Origin of the sequence: Streptomyces sp. 3MP-14 (assembly GCF_006334905.2) — a bacterium.
Classification (GTDB): Bacteria; Actinomycetota; Actinomycetes; order Streptomycetales; family Streptomycetaceae; genus Streptomyces; species Streptomyces triticirhizae.
This window is the reverse complement of sequence record NZ_VDLZ02000001.1, coordinates 522,145-542,137: the sequence shown is the minus strand read 5'-3', so window position 1 is coordinate 542,137 and position 19,993 is coordinate 522,145. Positions and strand designations below refer to the sequence as shown.

Below are 19,993 nucleotides of genomic sequence, written 5' to 3'. Positions count from 1 at the left end.
GATCACAGCCCCGAATCCGGCGTGCGGACCAGGATGCGGCGGCAGTTCTCACAGCGCACCACGGCGTCGGGGGCGGCGGCGCGCACCTCGTTCAGCTCGGTGATGTTCAGCTCCAGCCGGCAGCCCTCGCAGCGCCGCTGGTAGAGCCGGGCCGCGCCGACGCCGCCCTGCTGCTCGCGGAGCTTCTCGTAGAGCTTCAGCAGGTCGGCCGGGACGTCCTCGACGGCCGTGGAACGTTCGGCGCGCACGGTGGCGACCTCGGCGTCGATCTCGGCGAGCGCGGCGTCCCTGCGGGCGGTGACCTCGGCGGCCACGTTCTGGAGGCCCTCCAGCGCGTGGGCCAGCTCCTTGGCGCGGGCCTGCGCGTTCTCGTGCCGCTCCATGATCTCCAGGACGACGGTCTCCAGGTCGTCCTGCCGCCTGGCGAGGGAGACGATCTCGCTCTGGAGCGACTCCAGGTCCTTGGGGTTGGTGACCTGCCCCGAGTCCAGACGCTGTTGGTCGCGGGCGGCGCGCTGGCGGACCTGGTCGACGTCCTGTTCGGCCTTGGTCTGTTCGCGCGCGGTGTCGCCCTCCTCGGTCTGGGCGGCCACCAGCAGGTCGCGCTGCTGGACGATCTGGCTCTCGACGGTGCGGATCTCCTCGTGCTCGGGGAGGTTCTCGCGGCGGTGGGCGAGCTGGGTCAGCCGGAGGTCCAGGGCCTGGACGTCCAGCAGACGAAGCTGATCGGCGGGCGCGGCGTTCAGTTCGGGGCTCCTGAGGTGGACGAAGGGAGTTGGACGGTCCAGGGGTCCGTCACCAGGCGCGAGACCTCGGTGCGCAGGCCCCAGCCATGCCGCTCGGAGGCGGCGTCGAGTTGGGCCACCGCCTGCTGGCACCAGGGCCACTCGGTGGCCCAGTGCGCGGCGTCGAGCAGCGCGAGCGGGGAGTGCTCGGTGGCCTCGGAGGCCGGGTGGTGGCGCAGGTCAGCGGTGAGGAACGCGTCCACGCCGGCGGCGCGGACCTCGGCGAAGAGGCTGTCGCCCGAGCCGCCGCAGACGGCGAGGGTGCGGACGGGCCGGTCGAGGTCGCCGGCGACGCGGAGGCCGTGCGCGGTGCGCGGCAGCCGGGCGGCGGCCCGTTCGGCGAGGGCGCCGAGGGTCAACGGGGCGTCCAGCTCGACGATTCGGCCCAGGCCGCGCCGCCCGGCGGGGTCGTCGGGCGCTGGGACCAGGGGCCCGACCACGCGCAGGCCGAGGGCACCGGCGAGGGCGTCGGAGACGCCGGGGTCGGCGCGGTCGGCGTTGGTGTGGGCGACGTGCAGGGCGATGCCGTGCCGGATCAGGGTGTGCACCACGCGACCCTTGAAGGTGTCGGCGGCGACCGTGGTGGTGCCGCGCAGATAGAGGGGGTGGTGCGTGACGAGCAGTTGCGCGCCCGTGGCGACCGCCTCCTCGGCGACCTCGCGCACGGGGTCGACGGCGAAGAGCACCCGGGTGACCTCGGCCTCGGGGTCGCCGCAGACCAGCCCCACGGCGTCCCACTGCTCGGCCCAGGCGCGGGGCCATAGGCTGTCGAGCGTGGTGATCACATCGGAGAGTACGGGCACGGGCCCAGGCTACCTGGCTCGCGGTCTCGGGAAACCGCCTCGCCGAGGTTGGCCGGAGGGCCGGGGAGGCCGGCCCGACGGCGGCCGGCCGGGAGGCGGTTGGGCGTCCATGGCAACGCGGGCGGCGGCCGGGCCGGCGGCCGCCCCGGTGTCCGGGCCCCGGGTCCCGGACGAGCCGGGCGACGTCAACCTGAGTGGACGGAGGCCCCTCGTGAGGGTGAGAACGGAAGGCCCTGGTGGGGCGGGTGCCGGAGCGGTTTCCTCGCGCCGGACGCCGCAAGTGGCCCGGCGCGCACGCCGATCGGGCCTACCGTCGGAGGTTGCCACGGCAGCGGCGGCCCCGCCTCGGGCACGGCGGGCGGGGGGCGCGGCGCCCTGGGTCGGACCCCACCCGACGGACCTGACGGAGGTGACAGGCGCATGAAGGGCGAAGCCCACCAAGCCGCGCCGTCGACGAACGGGCCGGCGCCGGCGCCCGCGCCCGCGCCATTGAGCGTCGCGCCCGCGCCATTGAGCGTCGCGGCCGACGGCTCCTACGCGGCGCGGCTGGTCGCGCGGGGCGGGGGCGGCGGCTGGTGCCCGGAGCGCTGGACGCTGGAGGGCCCCGAGCCCTACGCGGTGCTGCTGCCGGCCGACCAACCCGAGGAGGCGGACAGCCCGTTGGTGCCGCTGGTCGACGGGCGGGTGCTCATCGGCCGCCGCACGGACGGGCGTTACCACTTCTCGCTGCTCTACCCCTCGGGCCCGGACACCGGCGAGCTGGCGCTGGGCGCCGTGGAGTGCGAGCGGCTCACGCTGTTGCCGCCGGCGCCCGACGGGGCGCGCGTCTACGCGCTCGCGCCGCAGGCGGGCGAGGGCGGCGGCACGGCGCTCTGGCTGGTGTGCGGGGGCGCGTTCGGTCCCGAGCTGGTGACGGTGGTCGCCGGCGCGTGCTCGGGCGGCGCCTGGCTGGATGGTACGGGGCGGCTGCTGGCGCTCAACCGCACCGACGCCTCCGGGCGCACCCGCGCGGTGACGGTGGACGTGGAACACGGCGGCGAGCCGACGGAGTTGCTGCGGATCGCCGAGGACAGCGACGACCGGCTGCTGCTGGCCGACTACGACAGCGGGCTGCTGGTGGTGCGTTCGGACGCGCCGGGCAGCGAGCGGATCGGCTGGGGGGTGCTGGGCAGCCACCGCCCGGTGCGGTTCCCGGAGAGCCTGCACCAGCCGGGGGTGCGGATGACGCCGTTCGCGGTGCAGCCGGGGCAGGTGCTGATGCCGGAACACTGCGGCGTCGCGCTGCGGTTGACCACCGCCGAGGCGGACTGGGTGGCGGTGTGGCGGCCGCAGCAGCGGGAGTTGGTCCATCTGCCGGCGCCGGCCGGCTGGTTGGCCGGCATCGGGCGGTTCACCGTGGACGGCGACCTGCTGCTGCCCTACGTCACGCCGCAGGTGCCCTGCGGGGTGGCCCGGGTGCCGGTGCCGGACCGGCAGCCGGGCGCGGCGGCCGAACCCGGCCTGGCGGCGGAGCCGGTGCCCGAGGCGGCCGCCCCGGTGCACGAGCCGGCGCACGGCAACGAGTCGCACGCGCCGGCCACCCCGAGCGACGCGCCCCCGTGGACGCCGGCGCGCGAGCCGGCGGCGCAGGCGCCGGGCGCGCACGCACCGGCGGACACCGCGCCGGCGGGGGCCCTGACGGAAGCACCCCCGAGCGACGCCGGGAACGGCGCCCCCGGGAACGCGGGCAGCGCCGGGGACGCCGACGCCGCGCTGCCGCCGCCCAGGATCGAGGCGACGGGCCCGGCCGCCCCGCCCCGCGACGCCGCCGAGCCCACCGGGGTCACCCGCCCCGTTCCGCTCCAGCAGGCGCCGTTGGCCCGCACCCGCTGAACTCCCCACATTCCGGGCCCCGTTGCCGCCCGCCAGGACCCCGTTTTCGGGTCGGGCGGGCGGATAGGGCAGCATGTGGGGAGTTCGGGCACCGGCACCACAGGGGGAAGAGCGTGGCCGAGGACGTCGGAAACGGCGACGGCGCGGTCGCGCCTGCGCCGGAGGTGCTCGCCGCCTTCGAGGCGGCCAGGGGCTTCATGCCCCGCGACGAGGGCTTGGCGCTGTACGCCGCCGCCGTCGAGGCGGCCGGCCTCGGCCTGCCGCTGCTGGAGATCGGCAGCTACTGCGGCCGTTCCACCCTGCTGTTGGCCGACGCGGCCCGCGCGGCCGGCACGGTCTGCGTCACCGTGGACCACCACCGGGGCAGCGAGGAGCAGCAGCCGGGGCAGGAGTACGCCGACCCGGAGTTGGCGGACCCCGACCACCCCGGCCGGATGGACACCCTGCCGTTCCTGCGCCGGACGCTGGCCTCGGCCGGGCTTGAGGAGCACGTGGTCGCCGTGGTCGGCGCCTCGCCGGTGGCGGCGCGGGCGTTCGGCGGGAACGGCGGCGGCCGGTTCGGCCTGGTCTTCGTGGACGGCGGCCACACCGAGGAGCACGCCCAGGCGGACTACGCGAGTTGGGTGCCGTCGCTGGCGCCCGGCGGGCTGCTGGCGATCCACGATGTGTTCCCCGATCCGGCGGACGGCGGCCAGGCCCCCTATCGTGTCTGGACGCGCGCCCTGGCCAGCGGCGCCTTCGCCGAGGTCGCCCGGCAACGGTCACTGCGCGTCCTCAGACGGGTGGCCCTCGGTCACTGAACCCGGCGCCGTCCGGGGCGCCACGGCCGCCCGCGAGGTCACAACAGCATCACAAGCGTGTCGCCTGGGAAACAGGAAACCTCTCCCGGACACCCGGGTCGCGGTTCATCCGTACGATGGGCTCGCCCGGCCCGACCGACCATCGACGACGAGTAACGACAAAGGATCTGACGTGAACAACCGCTCGCTCTCCCGAGGCGACGCTGGAGTGATCGGAGCAGCGGTCCTGCTCTTCATCTCCTCGTTCCTCGAAGCCCGCTCGGCTGGTCCGGAAGACTGGACCGGTTGGTCGGCGGACTGGTTCCCCATCCTGCCCTCGGTCTTCCTGGCGGGCATCATCGGCGGCGGGCTCATCGTGGGGTCGCGCTTCCTGCCGCAGCCCGACCGCGAGTTCCTCGGGCTCAAGCTCAACCAGTGGGGCATCGCCCTCTCGGTCACCTCGGCCTGGGCCGGCTTCTGGTCGCTGGTGGGCGGGTTCGACGGCATCGACGCCGGCGTGGGCCTGATCCTGGGCTTCATCGCGGCGCTGGCGCTGGCGTTCTTCGCCGGGGCCACCCCGATGATCCCCGCGCTCCAGGCGCCGCTGACCAGCTCCTCCCCGGCCCAGCCGGGTGCGCCGGGCGCGCCCTACGGGGGCGTTCAGCAGCAGCAGGGCTACGGCTACCCCGGCGGTCAGCAGCAGCCCGGCGGCTACGGCCAGCCCGGCGGCGTGCAGACGCCGCCGCCCGCCGGCGCCGACCCGAACTTCCAGCCGTTCTGGTTCGCCGTGCCGGCCGCCCGGCCGCTCTACGGCGAGGACGGTTCGCCGACCCCGGTCGCCGAACTGGCGCCCGGCACCTGGTACCTGGCGGTCGAGCAGCGCGGACAGACGCTGGTGGCGCAGACCCAGGACGGGCGGCGCGGCGTGCTCCAGGACACCTCGGGCATCCAGCGCGGCTGAGCCTCCCGGCGCGGCCCGCGCCTCGCTGGCCCGCGCCGCGTTCAACGGCTTCAACGGCTTCAACGGCGGCGGCCTCACCGGACGTTCCCCTCGACGGGACTCCGGTGGGGCCGCCGCCTTCTTGCCTTCCTGCCTGCTTGCCTACTTGCCTGCTTGTCCGGTTCCGTCAGGCGTCGCGGGCCGGGCAGCGGCAGTCGGGGTCCAGGCCGGCGGGCAGGTCGTGGCCGCCGAAGACGGCGGTGGTCGCCGGGTCGCCGGTGAGCGCGGCGACGGCCAGCAGCACCGAGCCGGCCGTCCAGGTGGTGTGCTCGACGGGCCAGAACGCGTCGTCCGCGTAGACATAGCCGGTCCAGTACCGCCCGTCCGGCGTGCGCAGCCGGGACAGGGCGCGCAGCACCTCCACCGCGTGCTCCTGCTGGCCCACCGACCAGAGCGCCAGGGCGAGTTCGGCGCTCTCGCCGCCGGTGACCCACGGGTTCTCGCGCACGCAGCGCACCCCGAACCCCGGCACCACGAACTCGTCCCAGCGCGCCGCGAGCCGCTCCGCCGCCGCCTCGCCGCGCACCGCGCCGGCCAGCACCGGGTAGTACCAGTCCATCGAGTAGCGGGACTTGTCCAGGAACAGCTCCTCGTGGTGGGCCACCGCGTGCCCGAGCCGGCCGGTCGCCACCTCCCAGTCGGGCTGGGCCTCGCCGGCCAGTTCGGCCAGCGCCAGCGCGCAGCGCAGCGCCTGGTAGCCGGAGGCGGAGCCGGTCAGCAGCGCGTCGGGCACGGCGCGCCCGGTGGCGTCGCGCCGCCAGCCGAGCTGCCCGCCGTCCCGTTGCAGGTCGAGGACGAACGCGACAGCCGCCCGCACCACGGGCCACATCCGGCGGCGGAACGCCTCGTCCCCGGTGGCCAGGTAGTGGTGGAGCACGCCGACGGCCGGATAGGCGCAGAAGTTGCTCTCCCGGCCCAGGTCGGTGGGGCGGCGGGGGTCGCCGGCGGCGTAGGCGGCGTACCAGGAGCCGTCGGGGTTCTGGTGCCGGGCGAGCCAGTCGTAGGCGGCGGCGGCGCGGTCGTGTTCGCCGGCGGTGTCCAGCGCCATGGCGGCCTCGACATGGTCCCAGGGGTCGAGGTGGTGCCCTTCGAACCACGGCAGGGCGCCGTCCGGGCGCTGCTGCCCGGCTATCCAGGCGGCGGTCGCGCCGGCCTCCTCGGCGGTCAGCACCCCGGGCAGCGCCAGCGGCCCAGGGTGCTCAGGACTCGTCACGGGCCGAACCGGTCGCGGACGAACGGGCGTTGGCCGGCCGCGCGCCGGCGTGCGCGTCGGTGCGTGCGCCGGCGTGCGGCCCGGCGCCCTGCGGCTCGGTGTGCGGCTCGGTGTGTGGCTTGGTGGCGTAGGCGACGAAGCTCTTGCCGAGGACCGGGTCGAGCAGCCGCTCGGTGACCCGGGTCGCCAGCGGCTTCTTCATCAGGTCCCAGACCAGCAGCCTGTGGTAGGCGCGGACGGGGAGCGCGCGTTCGTTGTCCACGCCCACCGCGCACTTGAGCCACCAGTAGGGGGCGTGCAGGGCGTGCGCGTGGTGGGTGCCGTAGGGGCGCAGGCCGGCCTCGCGGAGCCGGGCCAGGAGCTGGTCGGCGCGGTAGATCCTGATGTGGCCGCCCTCGACCTCGTGGTAGGCGTCGCTCAACGCCCAGCAGACCCGCTCGGGTCCGTAGCGCGGCACGGTCACCGCGATCCGGCCGCCGGGGCGCAGCACCCGGACCGCCTCGGCCAACAGGCCCTTGTCGTCCGGGATGTGCTCCATCACCTCGGAGACGATCAGCGCGTCGAAGCTGTCGTCGGGGAACGGCAGCGCCAGCGCGTCGCCCTCCACGGCGACGGCGGCGGCGCCGGCCGGCGCCTCGCCGGCCTCCCGCATGGCGGCCAGCCAGCCGGCCGTCTGGCGCACCTCCTCGCCGTCGCGGTCCAGCGCGACGACGCGGGCGCCGCGTCGGTAGCACTCGAAGGCGTGCCGTCCCGCGCCGCAGCCCAGGTCCAGGACGCGGTCGCCGGGGGCGAGCGGGAAGCGGGTGAAGTCCACGGTCAGCACGTGGTCGGCCCTTTCGTCGTTGCTGTGGTGGCCGTTCGGGGTCGGCGGGCGGTTCGGGGGTTCACCGGGCGGGCGGCGGCGCCCCGTTCACCGTGCGCGGCCGGTTCACCGTCGGCGGCCCGTTCACCGTGCGCGGCCCGTTCACCGTTCGGCCGGTTCACCGTTCGGCGGGGCGGGGTGGGGCGGCGGCTGCGTTCCGGCGCTGGGCGGCGATGGCGGCCCGGTAGTGCTCGGCGGTGGCGCGCGCGGTGTGCTGCCAGGTGAACCGGGCCAGCACCCGTTCCAACGCGGCGGCGGCCAGCCGTTCGCGGAGCGCCGCGTCGTCCAGCAGCCGGCCCAGCGCTGCGGCCAGCGCGCCCGCGTCGCCCGGCGGCACCGCGAGGCAGGTCTCGCCGTCGGGCCCGGTGACCTCGGGGATGGCACCGCCGGTGGTCGCGACGAGCGGGGTGCCGGCGGCCATCGCCTCGGCGGCCGGGAGGCAGAAGCCCTCGTAGAGGGAGGGCACGCAGGCGAGTTGGGCGCCGCGCACCAGGTCGGCCAGCTCGGCGTCGCTGACGCCCTTGACGAACTCGACCGCCCCGCCGAGCCCGAAGCGTTCCAGCGCCTCGTGCACCGGACCCGCCGTGGGGCGGTTGCCGACGACCACCAGGTGGGTGTCGGGGCGTTCGGTGCGCAGCTTGGCGAGCGCCTCGACGAGGTGGACCAGGCCCTTGAGCGGGGCGTCGGCGCTGGAGGTGGTGACGATCCGGCCCGGCACCCTGGGCACGCCAGGGTCGGGGTGGAAGACCCGGGTGTCGGCGCCGATCGGCACCACGGAGACGCGTTCCGGCGCCACCCGGAAGTCCTCGACGATCTCCCGGCGGGAGGAGCCGGAGACGGTGAGCACGCTGGGCAGCCGGCGGGCGACCCGGCGTTGCATCCTGGTGAAGCCGTACCAGCGGCGCACCGCGTAGCGGCGGCGGCGGTCCGGCGCCGCCGCCAGCTCCAGGCGGCGGTCCACGGTGATCGGGTGGTGGATCGTGGTGACCAGCGGCAGGCCGATCCGGCCGGTGCCCAACAGCCCGTAGCCCAGCGTCTGGTTGTCGTGCACCACGTCGAACTCGGCCCGGCGGGCGGCGAGTTCGCGGCGGGCGCGGAGGGAGAACGTCAGCGGCTCGGGGAAGCCGCCGGTCCACATCGTGGCGACCTCCAGCAGGTCGATCCAGTCCCGGTACTCCGCGCGGCGCGGGGTGCGGAACGGATCGGGCTGCCGGTAGAGGTCCAGGCTGGGGAGCTTGCGCAGGGTGACGCCGGCGTCGAGTTCGGGGTAGGGCTGGGCACCGATCACCTCGACGTGGTGACCCAACGCGGCCAGCTCGCGGGAGAGATGGCGGACATAGACGCCCTGGCCGCCGCAGTACGGGTTCCCCTTGTAGCTGAGCAGCGCGATTCTCAGCGGGCGCTCCGCCCGGGCCTCCGCCGCCACACACGCTCCCTGGGGTCTGCCGCTACCTACTCGCGGGTACGAACACTACTCGCCCGTCGACGGGGGGAATTGCGGCGGGTGGGCCGATTATCACTCGATGCCGGAGCCGGGCACCAGGCTGCCCGGGTGGCGGGGGCTGAGGGGGCCGCGAGGGCGGTCGGGCGGGCGCCGGTTCCGGGGTGGTCCGAGCGGCAGGTGGGCGCGGATGCCGGGGCCGTGAGACGTGGGTGCCGGGGCCGTTAGAGTGAGGCCGATCAGTTCACTCACGCGCGGGGGAAGCCGGTGCGAATCCGGCGCTGACCCGCAACCGTGATCGCGGGCGCCCGCCTCGGGCGCCCGCGTGAGCCGGAACGCCCGCCGTGATGGGCACTGGCCACGGTCGCCGCCCCGGCGACCGGCACCGTCGAGGAGTACGGCGTCGCGCCCGGTGCCGCTGGGCGCTGTGCGCGCTTCGGCGGTCAACGCGCCGACGGCCGCCACAGCGAAAGGCTTGCGCGTGTTCATCCCCCGTACTCCGCTCAGGGGCGCGCCGCAGGGCGCGCTTGCCGCGCTGGCGGTGCTGGCCGTGACGGCGGGCGTGGCCCTCGCCCCGGCCGCCGTCGCCGACGAGACGCCGGCGCCGCCGCCGGCCAAGGCGCCCGACGGCCTCTTCGGCGACGCCGACCCGCAGTACGACGGGGTGTGGCGGCAGTCCTACGCGCTGCTGGCCCAGCACACGGCGGGCTACACGCCGGCCGACGAGGCGGTGGACTGGCTGGTCGGGCAGCAGTGCGCGGACGGCTCGTTCCTCCCGTTCCGCGCCGACGCCGAGCAGCCCTGCGCGGATGTGACCGCCTCCGACTCCAATGCGACGGCCCTCGCGGTCCAGGCGCTCGCCGCCGTCGGCGGCCGGCAGGACGCGGTGGACGCCGGGGTCGCCTGGCTGACCGGCGTGCAGAACGAGGACGGCGGCTGGGGCCTCAACCCCGGGAGCGCCAGCGACGCCAACTCCACGGCCGTGGTGATCGGCGCCCTGGCCGCGACCGGCACCGACCCGGCCGAGGTGCGGCGCGAGGGCAGCTCGCCCTACTCCGCGCTGGGCGACCTGCAACTCGGCTGCGACGCGCCCGAGGACCAGCGCGGCGCGTTCGCGTGGCAGCCCGACCCGGAGACCGGCGAGCTGTACGGCAGCGACATGGCGACCGTGGACGCGGTCCTCGCGGCCTACGGCAGCGGGCTGTTGGTCGACCCGGAGACGCCGGAGGCGCCGGTGACCCCGCTGGACTGCGGGGCGGGCGATGAGGGTTCGGACGGCGAGGGTGCGGACGGCGAGGAGACCGGTGCGGCTTCGGAGTCGCCGGGTTCGGAGTCGCCGGGTTCGGAGTCGCCGGGTTCGGAGTCGTCGGCCGAGGGGTTGAGCCCGCAGGCCCGGGCGGGTTCGGCGGGCGCGGCGCAGCTGCTCGGGACGTTGGAGGCGAGCGAGGACCACCTGGAATCGACGCCGCCGGGCGGCGAGACCCAGCCGGACTTCGCCACCACGGCACGCGCGGTGCTGGCGCTGGCGGCCGGCGGCCACCGGGAGGCGGCCTCGGCGCCACTGGAGTGGCTGCGCGCGCACCACGGTGAGTGGACCGACTACGCCAACAACCCGACGGCGGTCAGCCTGCTGGTACTCGCCGCGCACGCCACCGGCGGCTCGGCGGAGGACTTCGGCGGCACGGATCTGCTGGCGCAGCTGGGCCGGCTGGGCCCGGCGCCGACCGAATCGCCCGGCGACGAGGGCGGTTCCGGCGAGGGCGACGCGGACGACGGGGTGAGCGCCCTGCCGTGGATCATCGGGCTCGGCCTGGTGGCCGGCATCGGCATCGGCGTCCTGCTGAGCTTCCGCCGCAGGGCCGCGGCCGCGGCGGGCGAAGCGGACGGCGCGGCCCTCGCGGGCCGCGCCGAAGGGGCGGGCGGCGACGCCGAGCGCGCTGCGCGCGCCGGCGACACGGAGGGCGCGGAGAACGCTGTGCGCGCTGAGGGTGCCGAGGGGTCGGGGGATGCCGGGGGTGCGGGGCGTCGGGATTCGGGCACCGGGGCGGGCGCGGAGGACGCCGCCGGCGGCGGTGCGGAGGACGTCGACGGCTCGGGCAAGGGCGAAGGCTCCGAGGGCGAACGGCGGCCCGAACAGCCGTGAGCGGCAATGGAGACGGCGGCCGGCGGCCGAGCGTTCCCCCGGCCGCCGGCGGACCCCCCGCCGGCGCCGGCGACGCCCCGCCGGCGGCCGCGCCAACGCGGCAGCCCAACGCACCGACCACACCCGCGCGTTCCCGCGCACGTGGCGGCCGGCCGACCGGCGACGGACCCCACCAAGCGACCCCGACCCCGACCCCGCCACCGGCGGCCGCGCCAACGCGGCGGCCCAACCGGCCGCCAACACCCACCCGTTCCCGGGCCGGCGACGGCCGGCCGACGAGGTCCCGGCCCGACCAACAGCCCCCCGCCCCAACCGCCGCCGGCGGCCACCACCCGACGGCGCTCGCCCGTTCATACCCCAGGAGTGCCCGGCCGGCGGCCTCGCCGACTCGGCGCCCCGCGCCGGGAGGCGCCCGGTTCGCGCACCGCGCCCTCGTGGCGTGCCTCGCCGCGCTGCTCATCTCGTGGGCCGCGCCCGGCGCGGCCCACGCCGCTGACGGTGACGAAACCGCCTACCGCTACTGGTCGTTCTGGACCGGGGACGCCGACGGCGGGTGGGTCTACGCCGACGAGGGGCCGGGGACGCTCCGGCCGGGCGCGGGCGATCTGGTCGGCTTCAGGTTCGGGGTCAGCGGCGAGCGCGACGACCGGACGGCGCCGCGTGACACCGGCGGCTTCGCCGCGATCTGCGGGGCCGAACCGGCTGAGCCCAGCGTCGCGCTGGTGCTGGACTTCGGCACGGCGGCCGACGCGCCCGGCGGCGTCACGCCGCCGGAGCGGCGCGCCGAGTGCGTGCCGCTGCCGGACCGCGCGACCGTCGCGGAGCTGCTGGCGGAGGTCGCGCCGCCGCTCCGCTACGACCAGGCCGGGCTGCTGTGCGGCATCGCCGGCTATCCGGAGCGCGGCTGCGGCGAGGATGTCGGCGCCACGGACGAGACGGACGACTCGAACGGGGCAAACGGCTCGAACGGGGCGGACGACGGCGGCGGTTCGGTCGGCGTTCCGCTGCTGGTCGGGGTCGGGGCGGTCGCGCTGTTGGGGCTGGCCGGCTGGGCGCGGGCCCGGCGCCGCAGGAGTTGAGGACGATGCGCACCGCCGGGGCCCCGGGTGCCTAGGCCCGCCGGCGCGGGCCGGCTACGCGCGCCCGTCGCGCACCGGAGCAACGCGCTGCACGCCGGCGCGTGGTGGCTCTGGGCGCTGGGCCTGGCGACCGGCGCGTCCCGGACCACCAACCCGCTGCTGCTGGCGCTGGTCGTCGCGGTGGCCGGCTATGTGGTGGCGGCCCGGCGCACCGACGCGCCCTGGGCGCGCGCCTTCGGCTTCTTCCTGGCGCTGGGCGCCGTGGTGGTGGCGGTGCGGGTGCTGTTCGCGCTGCTGTTGGGCTCGCCGATCGGCGGGACCACGGTGCTGGTGACGCTGCCCGAGGTGCCGCTGCCGGACTGGCTGGCCGGGGTGCGGCTGGGCGGCCGGGTGACGGCGGAGGCGCTGTACTTCGCTTTCTGTGACGGGCTGCGGCTGGCCGCCCTGTTGATCTGTCTGGGCGCGGCCAACGCGCTCGCCGACCCGGCGCGGCTGCTGAAGTCGCTGCCGGGCGCGCTCTACGAGATGGGAGTCGCCGTGGTGGTGGCGATGCAGTTCGCGCCCCGGCTGGTGGCCGACCTGGTGCGGATGCGCGCGGCGCAGCGCCTGCGCGGGCGCGCGGACCGGGGCGCGCGCTCCCTGGTGCGGGTGGCGCGACCGGTGTTGGAGGGCGCGTTGGAGCGTTCGGTGGCGCTGGCGGCCGCGATGGACGCCCGGGGCTATGGGCGAACGGCCGCCGTGCCGAACGGAGTTCGCCGGGCCACCAACGCGCTGCTGTTGGGCGGGCTGCTGGGCGTCTGCGTCGGCAGCTACGGGCTGCTCTCCGCCGAGGGCGCTGGCTTCGGGCTGCCGCTGCTGCTGGTGGGCGCGGTGGCGGCGGCGGCCGGGCTGTGGCTCGGCGGGCGGCGCAGCCCGCGCACCCGTTACCGCCCTGACCGTTGGGGCGCGCGGGCCTGGCTGGTCGCCGGCGCGGGCGCCGTGGTGGCGACCGGCGTGATCCTGGCCGCGCGCGCCGACCCGGACGCGCTGGCGCCCTCCGCCGTGCCGTTGGCCGCGCCCGCGCTGCCGCTGGGCGCGGCCTGCGCGGTGCTGGTCGGGCTGCTGCCGGCGCTGGTCGCGCCCGTTCCGCCCCCGGGCGGCGCGGCGCCCGGCGGCGCGGCGCGCGAAACGACGGAGGAACGGGCGGGCCGTGGGGAGGGCGCGGCGTGATCCGGTTCTCCTCGGTCTCGGTGCGGTACGCCGAGGACGCGCCGCCGGTGCTGGCCGGGGTCGATCTGACGGTGCCCGAGGGCGAGTTGTGTCTGCTGGTGGGGCCGTCGGGCGCCGGCAAGTCGACGCTGCTGAACGCCGTCTCCGGGCTGGTGCCGCACTTCACCGGCGGGGTGCTCGGCGGCACGGTGACGGTGGCCGGCCGGTCCACGGCCGACCATCCGCCGCGCGAACTGGCCGACGTGGTGGGCACGGTGGGCCAGGACCCGCTGGCGCACTTCGTGACCGAGACGGTCGAGGACGAACTCGCCTACGGCATGGAGTCGTTGGGGGTGCCGCCCGATGTGATGCGGCGGCGGGTCGAGGAGACGCTGGACCTGTTGGGCCTGGCCGAGCTGCGCGACCGGCGGCTGGACTCGCTCTCCGGCGGGCAGCGGCAACGGGTCGCGATCGGCTCGGTGTTGACCCCGCACCCCCGGGTGCTGGTGCTGGACGAGCCGACCTCGGCGCTGGACCCGGCGGCGGCCGAAGAGGTCCTTGCCGTCCTCCAGCGGCTGGTGCACGACCTGGGAACGACGGTGCTGCTGGCCGAGCACCGGCTGGAGCGGGTGGTGCAGTACGCGGACTCGGTGCTGCTGCTGCCCGGCCCCGGGCGCGCGCCGGTGCTGGGCCCGCCGGCCGAGGTGCTGGAGCGTTCCCCGGTGCGGCCGCCGGTGGTGCGGCTGGCCGAGGTGGCGGGCTGGTCGCCCGTTCCGCTCTCGGTGCGGGACGCGCGCCGGCGCGCGCCGGCCCTGCGCGAGCGGCTCGCGAGCCGGCGCCCACCCACCACCACGCGCCCCCAGCACGCCCCGCCCGGCGGCGTTCCGCTCGTCGAGACCCGCGCGCTCGCGGTGCGGCGCGGCGGCGTCGAGGTGCTGCGCGGGGTCGACCTCGCGGTGGCCGCCGGGGAGGCGGTGGCCCTGATGGGCCGCAACGGGGCGGGAAAGTCAACCCTGTTGGGCGCCCTGATGGGCCTGCACGCGCCGCAGCGCGGCAGCGTCCGGCTGGCCCCGGCGCCCGGCGACGACGGGCGTCACGTGACCCCGCACCGGACCGCGCCGCGCGCGCTGCTGCGCCACGCCGGGCTGGTCCCGCAGGACCCGCGCGACCTGCTCTTCGCCGAGACGGTGGCCGAGGAGTGCGCGTCCGCCGACGCCGACGCGGCCCCCGAAGCCGGCGGCGCGCCGGGCCGCTGCCGGGCGTTGGTGCGCCGGCTGCTGCCCGAGGTGCCGGACGACGCGCACCCACGGGACCTCTCCGAGGGCCAGCGGCTGGCGCTGGCGCTGGCCGTGGTGCTGGCCGCCGCTCCCCCGCTGCTGCTGCTCGACGAGCCGACCAGGGGTCTGGACTACGCGGCCAAGGACCGCCTGGTCGCGATCCTGACCGAGCTGCTCGACGCGGGCCACGGGCTGCTGCTGGCCACCCACGACGTCGAGCTGGCCGCCGAACTCGCCGACCGCGTCGTGGTGTTGGCCGAAGGCGAGGTGGTCGCCGACGGCCCGACGGCGCGGGTGGTGACCGGCTCGCCGGCGTTCGCGCCGCAGGTCGCCAAGGTGTTGGCGCCCGAGCCGTGGCTGACCGTCGGCCAGGTCGCCGCCGCGCTGGCCGAACGGGCACCGGCGGGCGCCGAGTCGGACGGGCGGCCCCGGCCGTGAGCGGCACCGGCGGGCGGGTGGCGGCCGTCCGGCTCGGCCCGCGCTCGGTGGCCTCGCTGCTGCTGGTCTCGGCGGTGGGCGTGGTGGGCTTCGGCTGGCCGCTGCTGGCCGCGCCCGACTCCGGGCTGGCGCACTCGGCCGACGCGCCCTGGCTGTTCGCGCTGCTGCTGCCGCTGCTGCTCGCGGTGCTCTGGGCGACGGTCGGCGAGACGGGCCTCGGCGCCAAGGCGGTGGCGATGCTGGGGGTGTTGGCCGCTGCCGCCGCCGCGCTGCGGCCGTTGGGCGCGGGCACGGCCGGGCTTCAGCCGATGTTCTTCCTGCTGGTGCTGGCGGGGCGGGTGTTGGGGCCCGGGTTCGGCTTCGTGCTGGGCTCGGTCTCGCTCTTCGCTTCCGCGCTGCTGACCGGCGGGGTGGGGCCCTGGCTGCCGTTCCAGATGCTCGCGATGGGCTGGGTGACGATGGGCGCCGGGCTGCTGCCGGGCGCCGGACGGCTGCGCGGGCGCGGCGAGTTGGCGCTGCTGGCCGGCTACGGCGCGGTGTCCTCGCTGGTCTACGGGCTGGTGATGAACCTCCAGGGCTGGCCGTATCTGGCGGGCATGAGCAGCGGGATCTCGTTCGTGCCGGGCGATCCGCTGCCGGAGAACCTGGGCCGCTACCTGACGTATGTGGTGACGACCTCCCTGGGCTGGGACGTGCCCCGGGCGCTGCTGACGGCGACGCTGGTCCTGCTCTGCGGGGGAACGGTGCTGCGGGCCCTGCGCCGCGCGACCCGCCGGGCCGCCTTCGACGCGCAGGCCCGCTTCACGCCGGCGCACGACAGCGCGCCGGCGGGCGGCGACGCCCCGACCCTCGACAGAGCCCCGGCCCCCGACGACGCACCGGCGCACGACGACACCCCGCGCCCCTCCTGAGCCGGCGCACGCCCCACCGCGAAGGCGCGCCACCCGGGGAACGCGCGCCAGACCGCGAACGCGCCCCCGCGCTCACGGCTCGGTGGTGCGCTCCTCCAGCGCGGCCCGGGTCGCCGGCCCGTAGACGCCCGGCGGGTCGTCCGTGATGCCGTACGCCGTCTGGAAACGGGCCACCGCCTCCCGCGTCTGGACGTCGAACAGCCCGTGCGCCTGCCCGTTGTAGACCCAGCGCAGCTGGAGCATCCGCTGTTGCAGCTCCACCACCTCGGGCCCCTCGTCGCCCTCCGAGAGGCTGTCCCCGGGCCCTGGCGAGGGGTCGGGGTCGGTGGGTGTGGGGTCGGGATCGGGCTCGGTGGGCGTGGGGTCAGGATCGGGCTCGGTGGGCGAGGGGCTGGTCGGCCTGGTCGGCTCGGGCTCCTCGGGCGGCGGGGGCTGGTGCGTCGGCTCCGTCTCGACGGGGTGCGTCGGCGCCTCGGTCTCCTCGGGTGCCGAGGGACGGTGCGTGGGATCGGGTTCCTCGGGCGCCGGCGTGCGCCGGTTGCGATCGCCCTCCACCTGGTCGTCCGGCTGCCCGTCCCCGTCCGGCATCACCAGGCTGGGCACCGGGCTCACCGTCTGGAACGCCTCTTCGTTGCGGCCACCGCTGCCGTTGAGGAACGAGGCGGCCAGCGCCGTGCAGCCGACGACCGCGGCGACCGCCCCGCCGGCGGCGAGGGAGATCCGGTTGCGGTGGCGCGGCTTGCGGTGCGAGGGGTAGGGCCGGGCGTCGGGCTCCGGCAGTTCGACGCCGAGCGGTTCGAGGCCGAGCCGTTCGAGGCCGGGGCCCGGCGGGCGCCACGCGGTGGGCGGGCGGGTGCGGGGCCGCTCCTCCTCCAGGGGGAAGAGCGCGACGTCGGCCGGGTCCGGGTCGTGTTGCGGCGGGCCGACCGGACGGGAGAGCGAATGGGTCAGACAGTCACAACTCGGCTCGCCACTGGGCAGCCACAGGCGGCCACAGATCAGACAGTCGAGCCGGTCCGTCACCGCGCCTGCCCTCCCGGTCGGTTGGCAGCGATTATGCACCACCCTTATGGGTGAACGTGGGCCAACTTGCTGAAGAAGCCGCGAGGGACAAAACCCGCCAAACTGGCCGTGGGGCCGCCCCGATCCGGCCCCGGCGCACGCCCCCAGCGACCCCAGGAGGCGCCCATGGCCACGCGGCCCTCACGCGCCGACTCCGCCATGCCGCCGCCCCCGGACAGTGCGGAGCGCGGGCGGCTGCTGTTGTCGATGGGCGCGCTGTTGTTGGGGTTGTTCCTCGCCGCGCTGGACCAGACGATCGTGGCCACGGCGCTGCCGACCATCGTCGGCGACCTGGGGGGTCTCGACCATCTCTCCTGGGTGGTGACCGCCTACCTGCTGGCGGCCACGGCCGCGACCCCGCTGTGGGGGAAGCTGGGCGACAGCTTCGGCCGCAAGCGGCTCTTCCAACTCGCCATCGTCATCTTCCTGGTGGGTTCCGCTCTCTGTGGACTCGCCCGGAATATGCCAGAGTTGATTGCCTTCCGCTTCGTCCAGGGGCTGGGCGGCGGTGGCCTGATCGTGCTGTCGATGGCGATCGTGGGCGATCTGGTCTCCCCGCGTGAACGGGGCCGGTACCAGGGGCTGTTCGGCGCGGTCTTCGGCACCACCAGCGTGCTGGGGCCGCTGCTCGGCGGGCTGTTCGTGGACCATCTCGGCTGGCGCTGGGTCTTCTACATCAACCTGCCGTTCGGCGCGTTGGCCCTGGCGGTCGCCGCGACCGTGCTGCACATCCCGACCGGGGACCGCCGCCATGTGATCGACTACGCGGGCACCGCGCTGATCGCCGCGTTCGCCATCGGCCTGGTGCTGGTCGCCTCGCTGGGCGGGACCACCTGGCCGTGGCTGTCCTGGCAGATCGTGGGGCTCGCGGTGCTGTCCGTGGTCTGCCTGCTGGCGTTCCTCAGGGTGGAACGCACGGCGGCCGAACCGGTCTTCCCGCTCGACCTGTTCCGGGTGCGGACGTTCGCGCTGTGCGGCGCGGTCTCCTTCGTGGTCGGCTTCGCGATGTTCGGCGCCATGACCTATCTGCCGACGTTCATCCAGGTGGTGCACGGGGTCTCGCCGACCCTCTCCGGGGTGCGGCTGCTGCCGATGGTGCTGGGCATCCTGCTCTCCTCCACGCTGTCGGGGCAGCTGATCAGCCGCACCGGCCGGTGGAAGGTCTTCCCCGTGGTCGGCACGGCCGTGACCGCACTGGGCCTGGTGCTGCTGCACACCCTCGACGAGCGCAGCGGCGTGCTGGTGATGAGCCTGTGGTTCGCGGTCTTCGGCCTCGGGCTCGGCCTGGTGCTCCAGGTGATGGTGCTGGCGGTGCAGAACGCGGTGGAGTACCGGAACCTGGGCGTGGCCACCTCGGGCGTCACGTTCGCCCGTTCCATCGGTGCGGCGTTCGGGGTCGCGGTCTTCGGGGCGATCTTCAGCCACCGGCTCGGCGACGAGCTGTCCGACGCGCTGCGCGGCGTCGACCTGCCGCCCGGCGTCAGCGAGGAGCGGCTGCTGCACGACCCGGAACGGGTGGGCGCGCTGCCGCCGGCGACCCGCGACGGCGTGCTCGGCTCCTACTCGGACGCGATCACCAGCGTCTTCCTGTATGCCGTTCCGCTGCTGCTGGTGGCGCACGCGCTCACCTGGGCGCTGCGCGAAGACCCGCTGCGCGGGGGCGTGTTGGCGCCCGACCTCGGGGAGAGCGTGCCGCCCAACCCGGTCGAGCGCTCCTCGCGCGCGGAGTGCGCCCGCGCGCTCTCCACGCTCGGCAGCCGCGCCGGCCGGCGCGACCTCTACGCCAGGATCGCCGCCGACGCCGGCACCGACCTGTTGCCGGCCGCCTGCTGGCTGCTGCTGCGGATCAGGCGCTACGGCTCGGCCGAGCCGGGCCTGTTGGCGGAACGGACCGGGGTGCCCGTCGAGGTGCTGCTCCAGGCGGCGCGGCAGTTGGAGGAGCGGGGCTTCGCCGCGCGGGAGGGCCTGCCGCTGGTGGGCACGGACAAGGGGCACGCGGTGGCCGAGCGGCTGGCGACGGCCAGGGAGAACGCGCTGGCCGAGCTGCTGGGCGACTGGTGGGGGCCCGAACGCCCGCGTGACCTCAAGGAGTTGGTGCACGAGCTGAGCGAGGAGCTGGGCGGCTCGCGCGCCGACTGGCCCCGGGTCACCGGCTGAGACGGCGCCCGCGCCGCCCCGGCCGTCGCCGTCGCCGCCCCGGCCGAACGCGCGCGCCGAGATCTCCGGTGAACGATTCCGGAACGGTCCGGTAACGCGGAGCTGGTGGGGTGGCGCGAAGGGCACCCCGTTTTGTACTCTCATTTTGTATCCGGTTGGAACAAACCCTGGAGACAGAGGTGGTCCCGCCCGCTTCCCCGACCACCCGGGCGGGCCACTCGCTCCAACGCCACCCGGCCCAGGCCCCTTTCCGAACTCTCCGAACCCACCCTCGTCGGACCGCTACCGAAGGACGGCCCCCGTTGCGTACGACAGAAACCGTAGGCGTGTTCAGTGCCCTGCTCCTCGACATGGACGGCACCCTGGTCAACTCCGATGCCGTGGTGGAGAGAGTCTGGCGCCGCTGGGCCGACGAGCACGGCGTGGACTTCGCCCGGGTGCTGCCCGTGGTGCACGGCCGTCAGGCCTTCGCGACCATGGCCGAGCTGCTGCCGGACCGGCCGATGGAGCAGAACCTCAGGGACAACGCCCTGCTGCTCGCCGAGGAGACCACCGACGTCACCGGCGTCACCGCGATCCCCGGGGCCGGCGCGTTCCTGGCCGCCATCGAGGACGTGCCGCACGCCCTGGTGACCTCGGCCGACGCCGCCCTCGCCAAGGCCAGGATGACGGCGGCCGGGCTGCGGATGCCCGACACCCAGGTCACCGCCGAGTCGGTGACCGCCAGCAAGCCGGACCCCGAGGGTTTCCTGAAGGCCGCCGCCGAACTGGGCGTCCACCCCTGGGACTGCGTGGTGCTGGAGGACTCACAGGCCGGCATCGAGGCCGGGCTCTCGGCCGGGATGCGGGTGATCGGGGTCGGCCCACGGGCCGCCGCCTTCGAGGCGACGGCCCATGTGGACACCCTGGAGCGGCTGCGCGTCGAGCCGGCGCCCGACGACTGCGTCCGGATCACCATCGCCGGCTGACCGCCGTCGGCCTCG

The 19,993-nt window shown here is 76.0% G+C and carries 16 protein-coding genes and 1 riboswitch; of the genes, 10 read left to right on the top strand and 6 right to left on the bottom strand.

The window, feature by feature from the left end:
- Positions 1-2 precede the first annotated feature (2 nt).
- Both FH609_RS02325 and FH609_RS02320 read right to left on the bottom strand, forming a co-directional pair.
- A complete protein-coding gene (locus FH609_RS02325; protein ID WP_139665876.1) occupies positions 3-746 on the bottom strand; it encodes a zinc ribbon domain-containing protein in 744 nt (247 codons plus the stop codon).
- Positions 743-1,588, bottom strand: a complete 846-nt coding sequence (locus FH609_RS02320; protein WP_139665499.1) for a Nif3-like dinuclear metal center hexameric protein — start codon at positions 1,586-1,588, stop codon at positions 743-745. Before FH609_RS02320 ends, FH609_RS02325 begins: the two co-directional genes overlap by 4 nt.
- A gap of 510 nt (positions 1,589-2,098) precedes the next feature.
- On the opposite strand from FH609_RS02320, the gene FH609_RS02315 reads away from it, so the two are divergent.
- The 3 genes from FH609_RS02315 to FH609_RS02305 all read left to right on the top strand — a co-directional run bounded on the left by FH609_RS02315 (position 2,099) and on the right by FH609_RS02305 (position 5,200).
- Entirely contained in the window at positions 2,099-3,460 is a 1,362-nt protein-coding gene (locus tag FH609_RS02315; RefSeq protein ID WP_139665877.1) for a hypothetical protein, read from the top strand.
- A 197-nt stretch (positions 3,461-3,657) separates the two neighbouring features.
- Entirely contained in the window at positions 3,658-4,260 is a 603-nt protein-coding gene (locus FH609_RS02310) for a class I SAM-dependent methyltransferase (RefSeq protein ID WP_139665878.1), read from the top strand.
- Positions 4,261-4,432: 172 nt separating this feature from the next.
- Positions 4,433-5,200, top strand: a complete 768-nt coding sequence (locus tag FH609_RS02305; protein WP_139665500.1) for a DUF5336 domain-containing protein — start codon at positions 4,433-4,435, stop codon at positions 5,198-5,200.
- Positions 5,201-5,366: 166 nt separating this feature from the next.
- Here the strand turns inward: FH609_RS02305 and FH609_RS02300 are convergent, their stop codons facing one another.
- The 3 genes from FH609_RS02300 to FH609_RS02290 all read right to left on the bottom strand — a co-directional run bounded on the left by FH609_RS02300 (position 5,367) and on the right by FH609_RS02290 (position 8,740).
- Positions 5,367-6,452, bottom strand: coding sequence for a prenyltransferase/squalene oxidase repeat-containing protein (locus FH609_RS02300; RefSeq protein ID WP_139665501.1), 1,086 nt, complete (start codon positions 6,450-6,452; stop codon positions 5,367-5,369).
- A complete protein-coding gene (locus FH609_RS02295) occupies positions 6,439-7,275 on the bottom strand; it encodes a class I SAM-dependent methyltransferase (protein WP_139665502.1) in 837 nt (278 codons plus the stop codon). The genes FH609_RS02300 and FH609_RS02295 overlap by 14 nt, the downstream gene beginning before the upstream one ends.
- 157 nt (positions 7,276-7,432) lie before the next feature.
- Positions 7,433-8,740 carry a glycosyltransferase family 4 protein gene (locus FH609_RS02290; RefSeq protein ID WP_139665503.1) on the bottom strand — a complete coding sequence of 436 codons (1,308 nt, stop codon included), beginning with the start codon at positions 8,738-8,740 and terminating at the stop codon, positions 7,433-7,435.
- Positions 8,741-8,978: 238 nt separating this feature from the next.
- Positions 8,979-9,117, top strand: a riboswitch (cobalamin riboswitch).
- 119 nt (positions 9,118-9,236) lie between these two features.
- On the opposite strand from FH609_RS02290, the gene FH609_RS32045 reads away from it, so the two are divergent.
- From FH609_RS32045 to FH609_RS02265, 5 genes are all read left to right on the top strand, one after another.
- Positions 9,237-10,898 carry a prenyltransferase/squalene oxidase repeat-containing protein gene (locus FH609_RS32045; RefSeq protein ID WP_264372743.1) on the top strand — a complete coding sequence of 554 codons (1,662 nt, stop codon included), beginning with the start codon at positions 9,237-9,239 and terminating at the stop codon, positions 10,896-10,898.
- Between the two features lie 434 nt (positions 10,899-11,332).
- On the top strand, positions 11,333-11,977 hold the full coding sequence (locus FH609_RS30760) for an SCO2322 family protein (RefSeq protein WP_139665504.1): 645 nt from the start codon (positions 11,333-11,335) through the stop codon (positions 11,975-11,977).
- A gap of 27 nt (positions 11,978-12,004) precedes the next feature.
- On the top strand, positions 12,005-13,186 hold the full coding sequence (locus FH609_RS02275; protein ID WP_139665505.1) for an energy-coupling factor transporter transmembrane component T: 1,182 nt from the start codon (positions 12,005-12,007) through the stop codon (positions 13,184-13,186).
- Positions 13,183-14,880: an ABC transporter ATP-binding protein gene (locus FH609_RS02270; protein ID WP_139665506.1), complete on the top strand. Its 1,698-nt coding sequence runs from the start codon at positions 13,183-13,185 to the stop codon at positions 14,878-14,880. Before FH609_RS02275 ends, FH609_RS02270 begins: the two co-directional genes overlap by 4 nt.
- On the top strand, positions 14,877-15,791 hold the full coding sequence (locus FH609_RS02265) for an ECF transporter S component (protein ID WP_139665507.1): 915 nt from the start codon (positions 14,877-14,879) through the stop codon (positions 15,789-15,791). The genes FH609_RS02270 and FH609_RS02265 overlap by 4 nt, the downstream gene beginning before the upstream one ends.
- A gap of 72 nt (positions 15,792-15,863) precedes the next feature.
- Here FH609_RS02265 and FH609_RS02260 read toward each other — a convergent pair whose 3' ends face one another.
- The gene (locus FH609_RS02260) at positions 15,864-16,814 is read right to left on the bottom strand and encodes a peptidoglycan-binding domain-containing protein (protein ID WP_139665508.1); all 951 of its coding nucleotides are present in this window, start codon (positions 16,812-16,814) and stop codon (positions 15,864-15,866) included.
- Positions 16,815-16,979: 165 nt separating this feature from the next.
- Here FH609_RS02260 and FH609_RS02255 point away from each other — a divergent pair, with 165 nt between their 5' ends.
- Both FH609_RS02255 and FH609_RS02250 read left to right on the top strand, forming a co-directional pair.
- Positions 16,980-19,010, top strand: coding sequence for an MDR family MFS transporter (locus FH609_RS02255; RefSeq protein ID WP_193317735.1), 2,031 nt, complete (start codon positions 16,980-16,982; stop codon positions 19,008-19,010).
- Positions 19,011-19,336: 326 nt separating this feature from the next.
- Complete coding sequence (locus FH609_RS02250; protein ID WP_264372744.1) at positions 19,337-19,978, top strand: HAD-IA family hydrolase; 642 nt, start codon at positions 19,337-19,339, stop codon at positions 19,976-19,978.
- The last annotated feature ends 15 nt before the right edge of the window (positions 19,979-19,993 follow it).

What these genes read in the sequence shown, in the direction of transcription:
- FH609_RS02310 (WP_139665878.1), top strand. Translation starts at nt 3,658, where the DNA reads ATGCCCCGCGACGAGGGCTTGGCGCTGTACGCCGCCGCCGTCGAGGCG.
- FH609_RS02255 (WP_193317735.1), top strand. Translation starts at nt 16,980, where the DNA reads ATGGCCACGCGGCCCTCACGCGCCGACTCCGCCATGCCGCCGCCCCCG.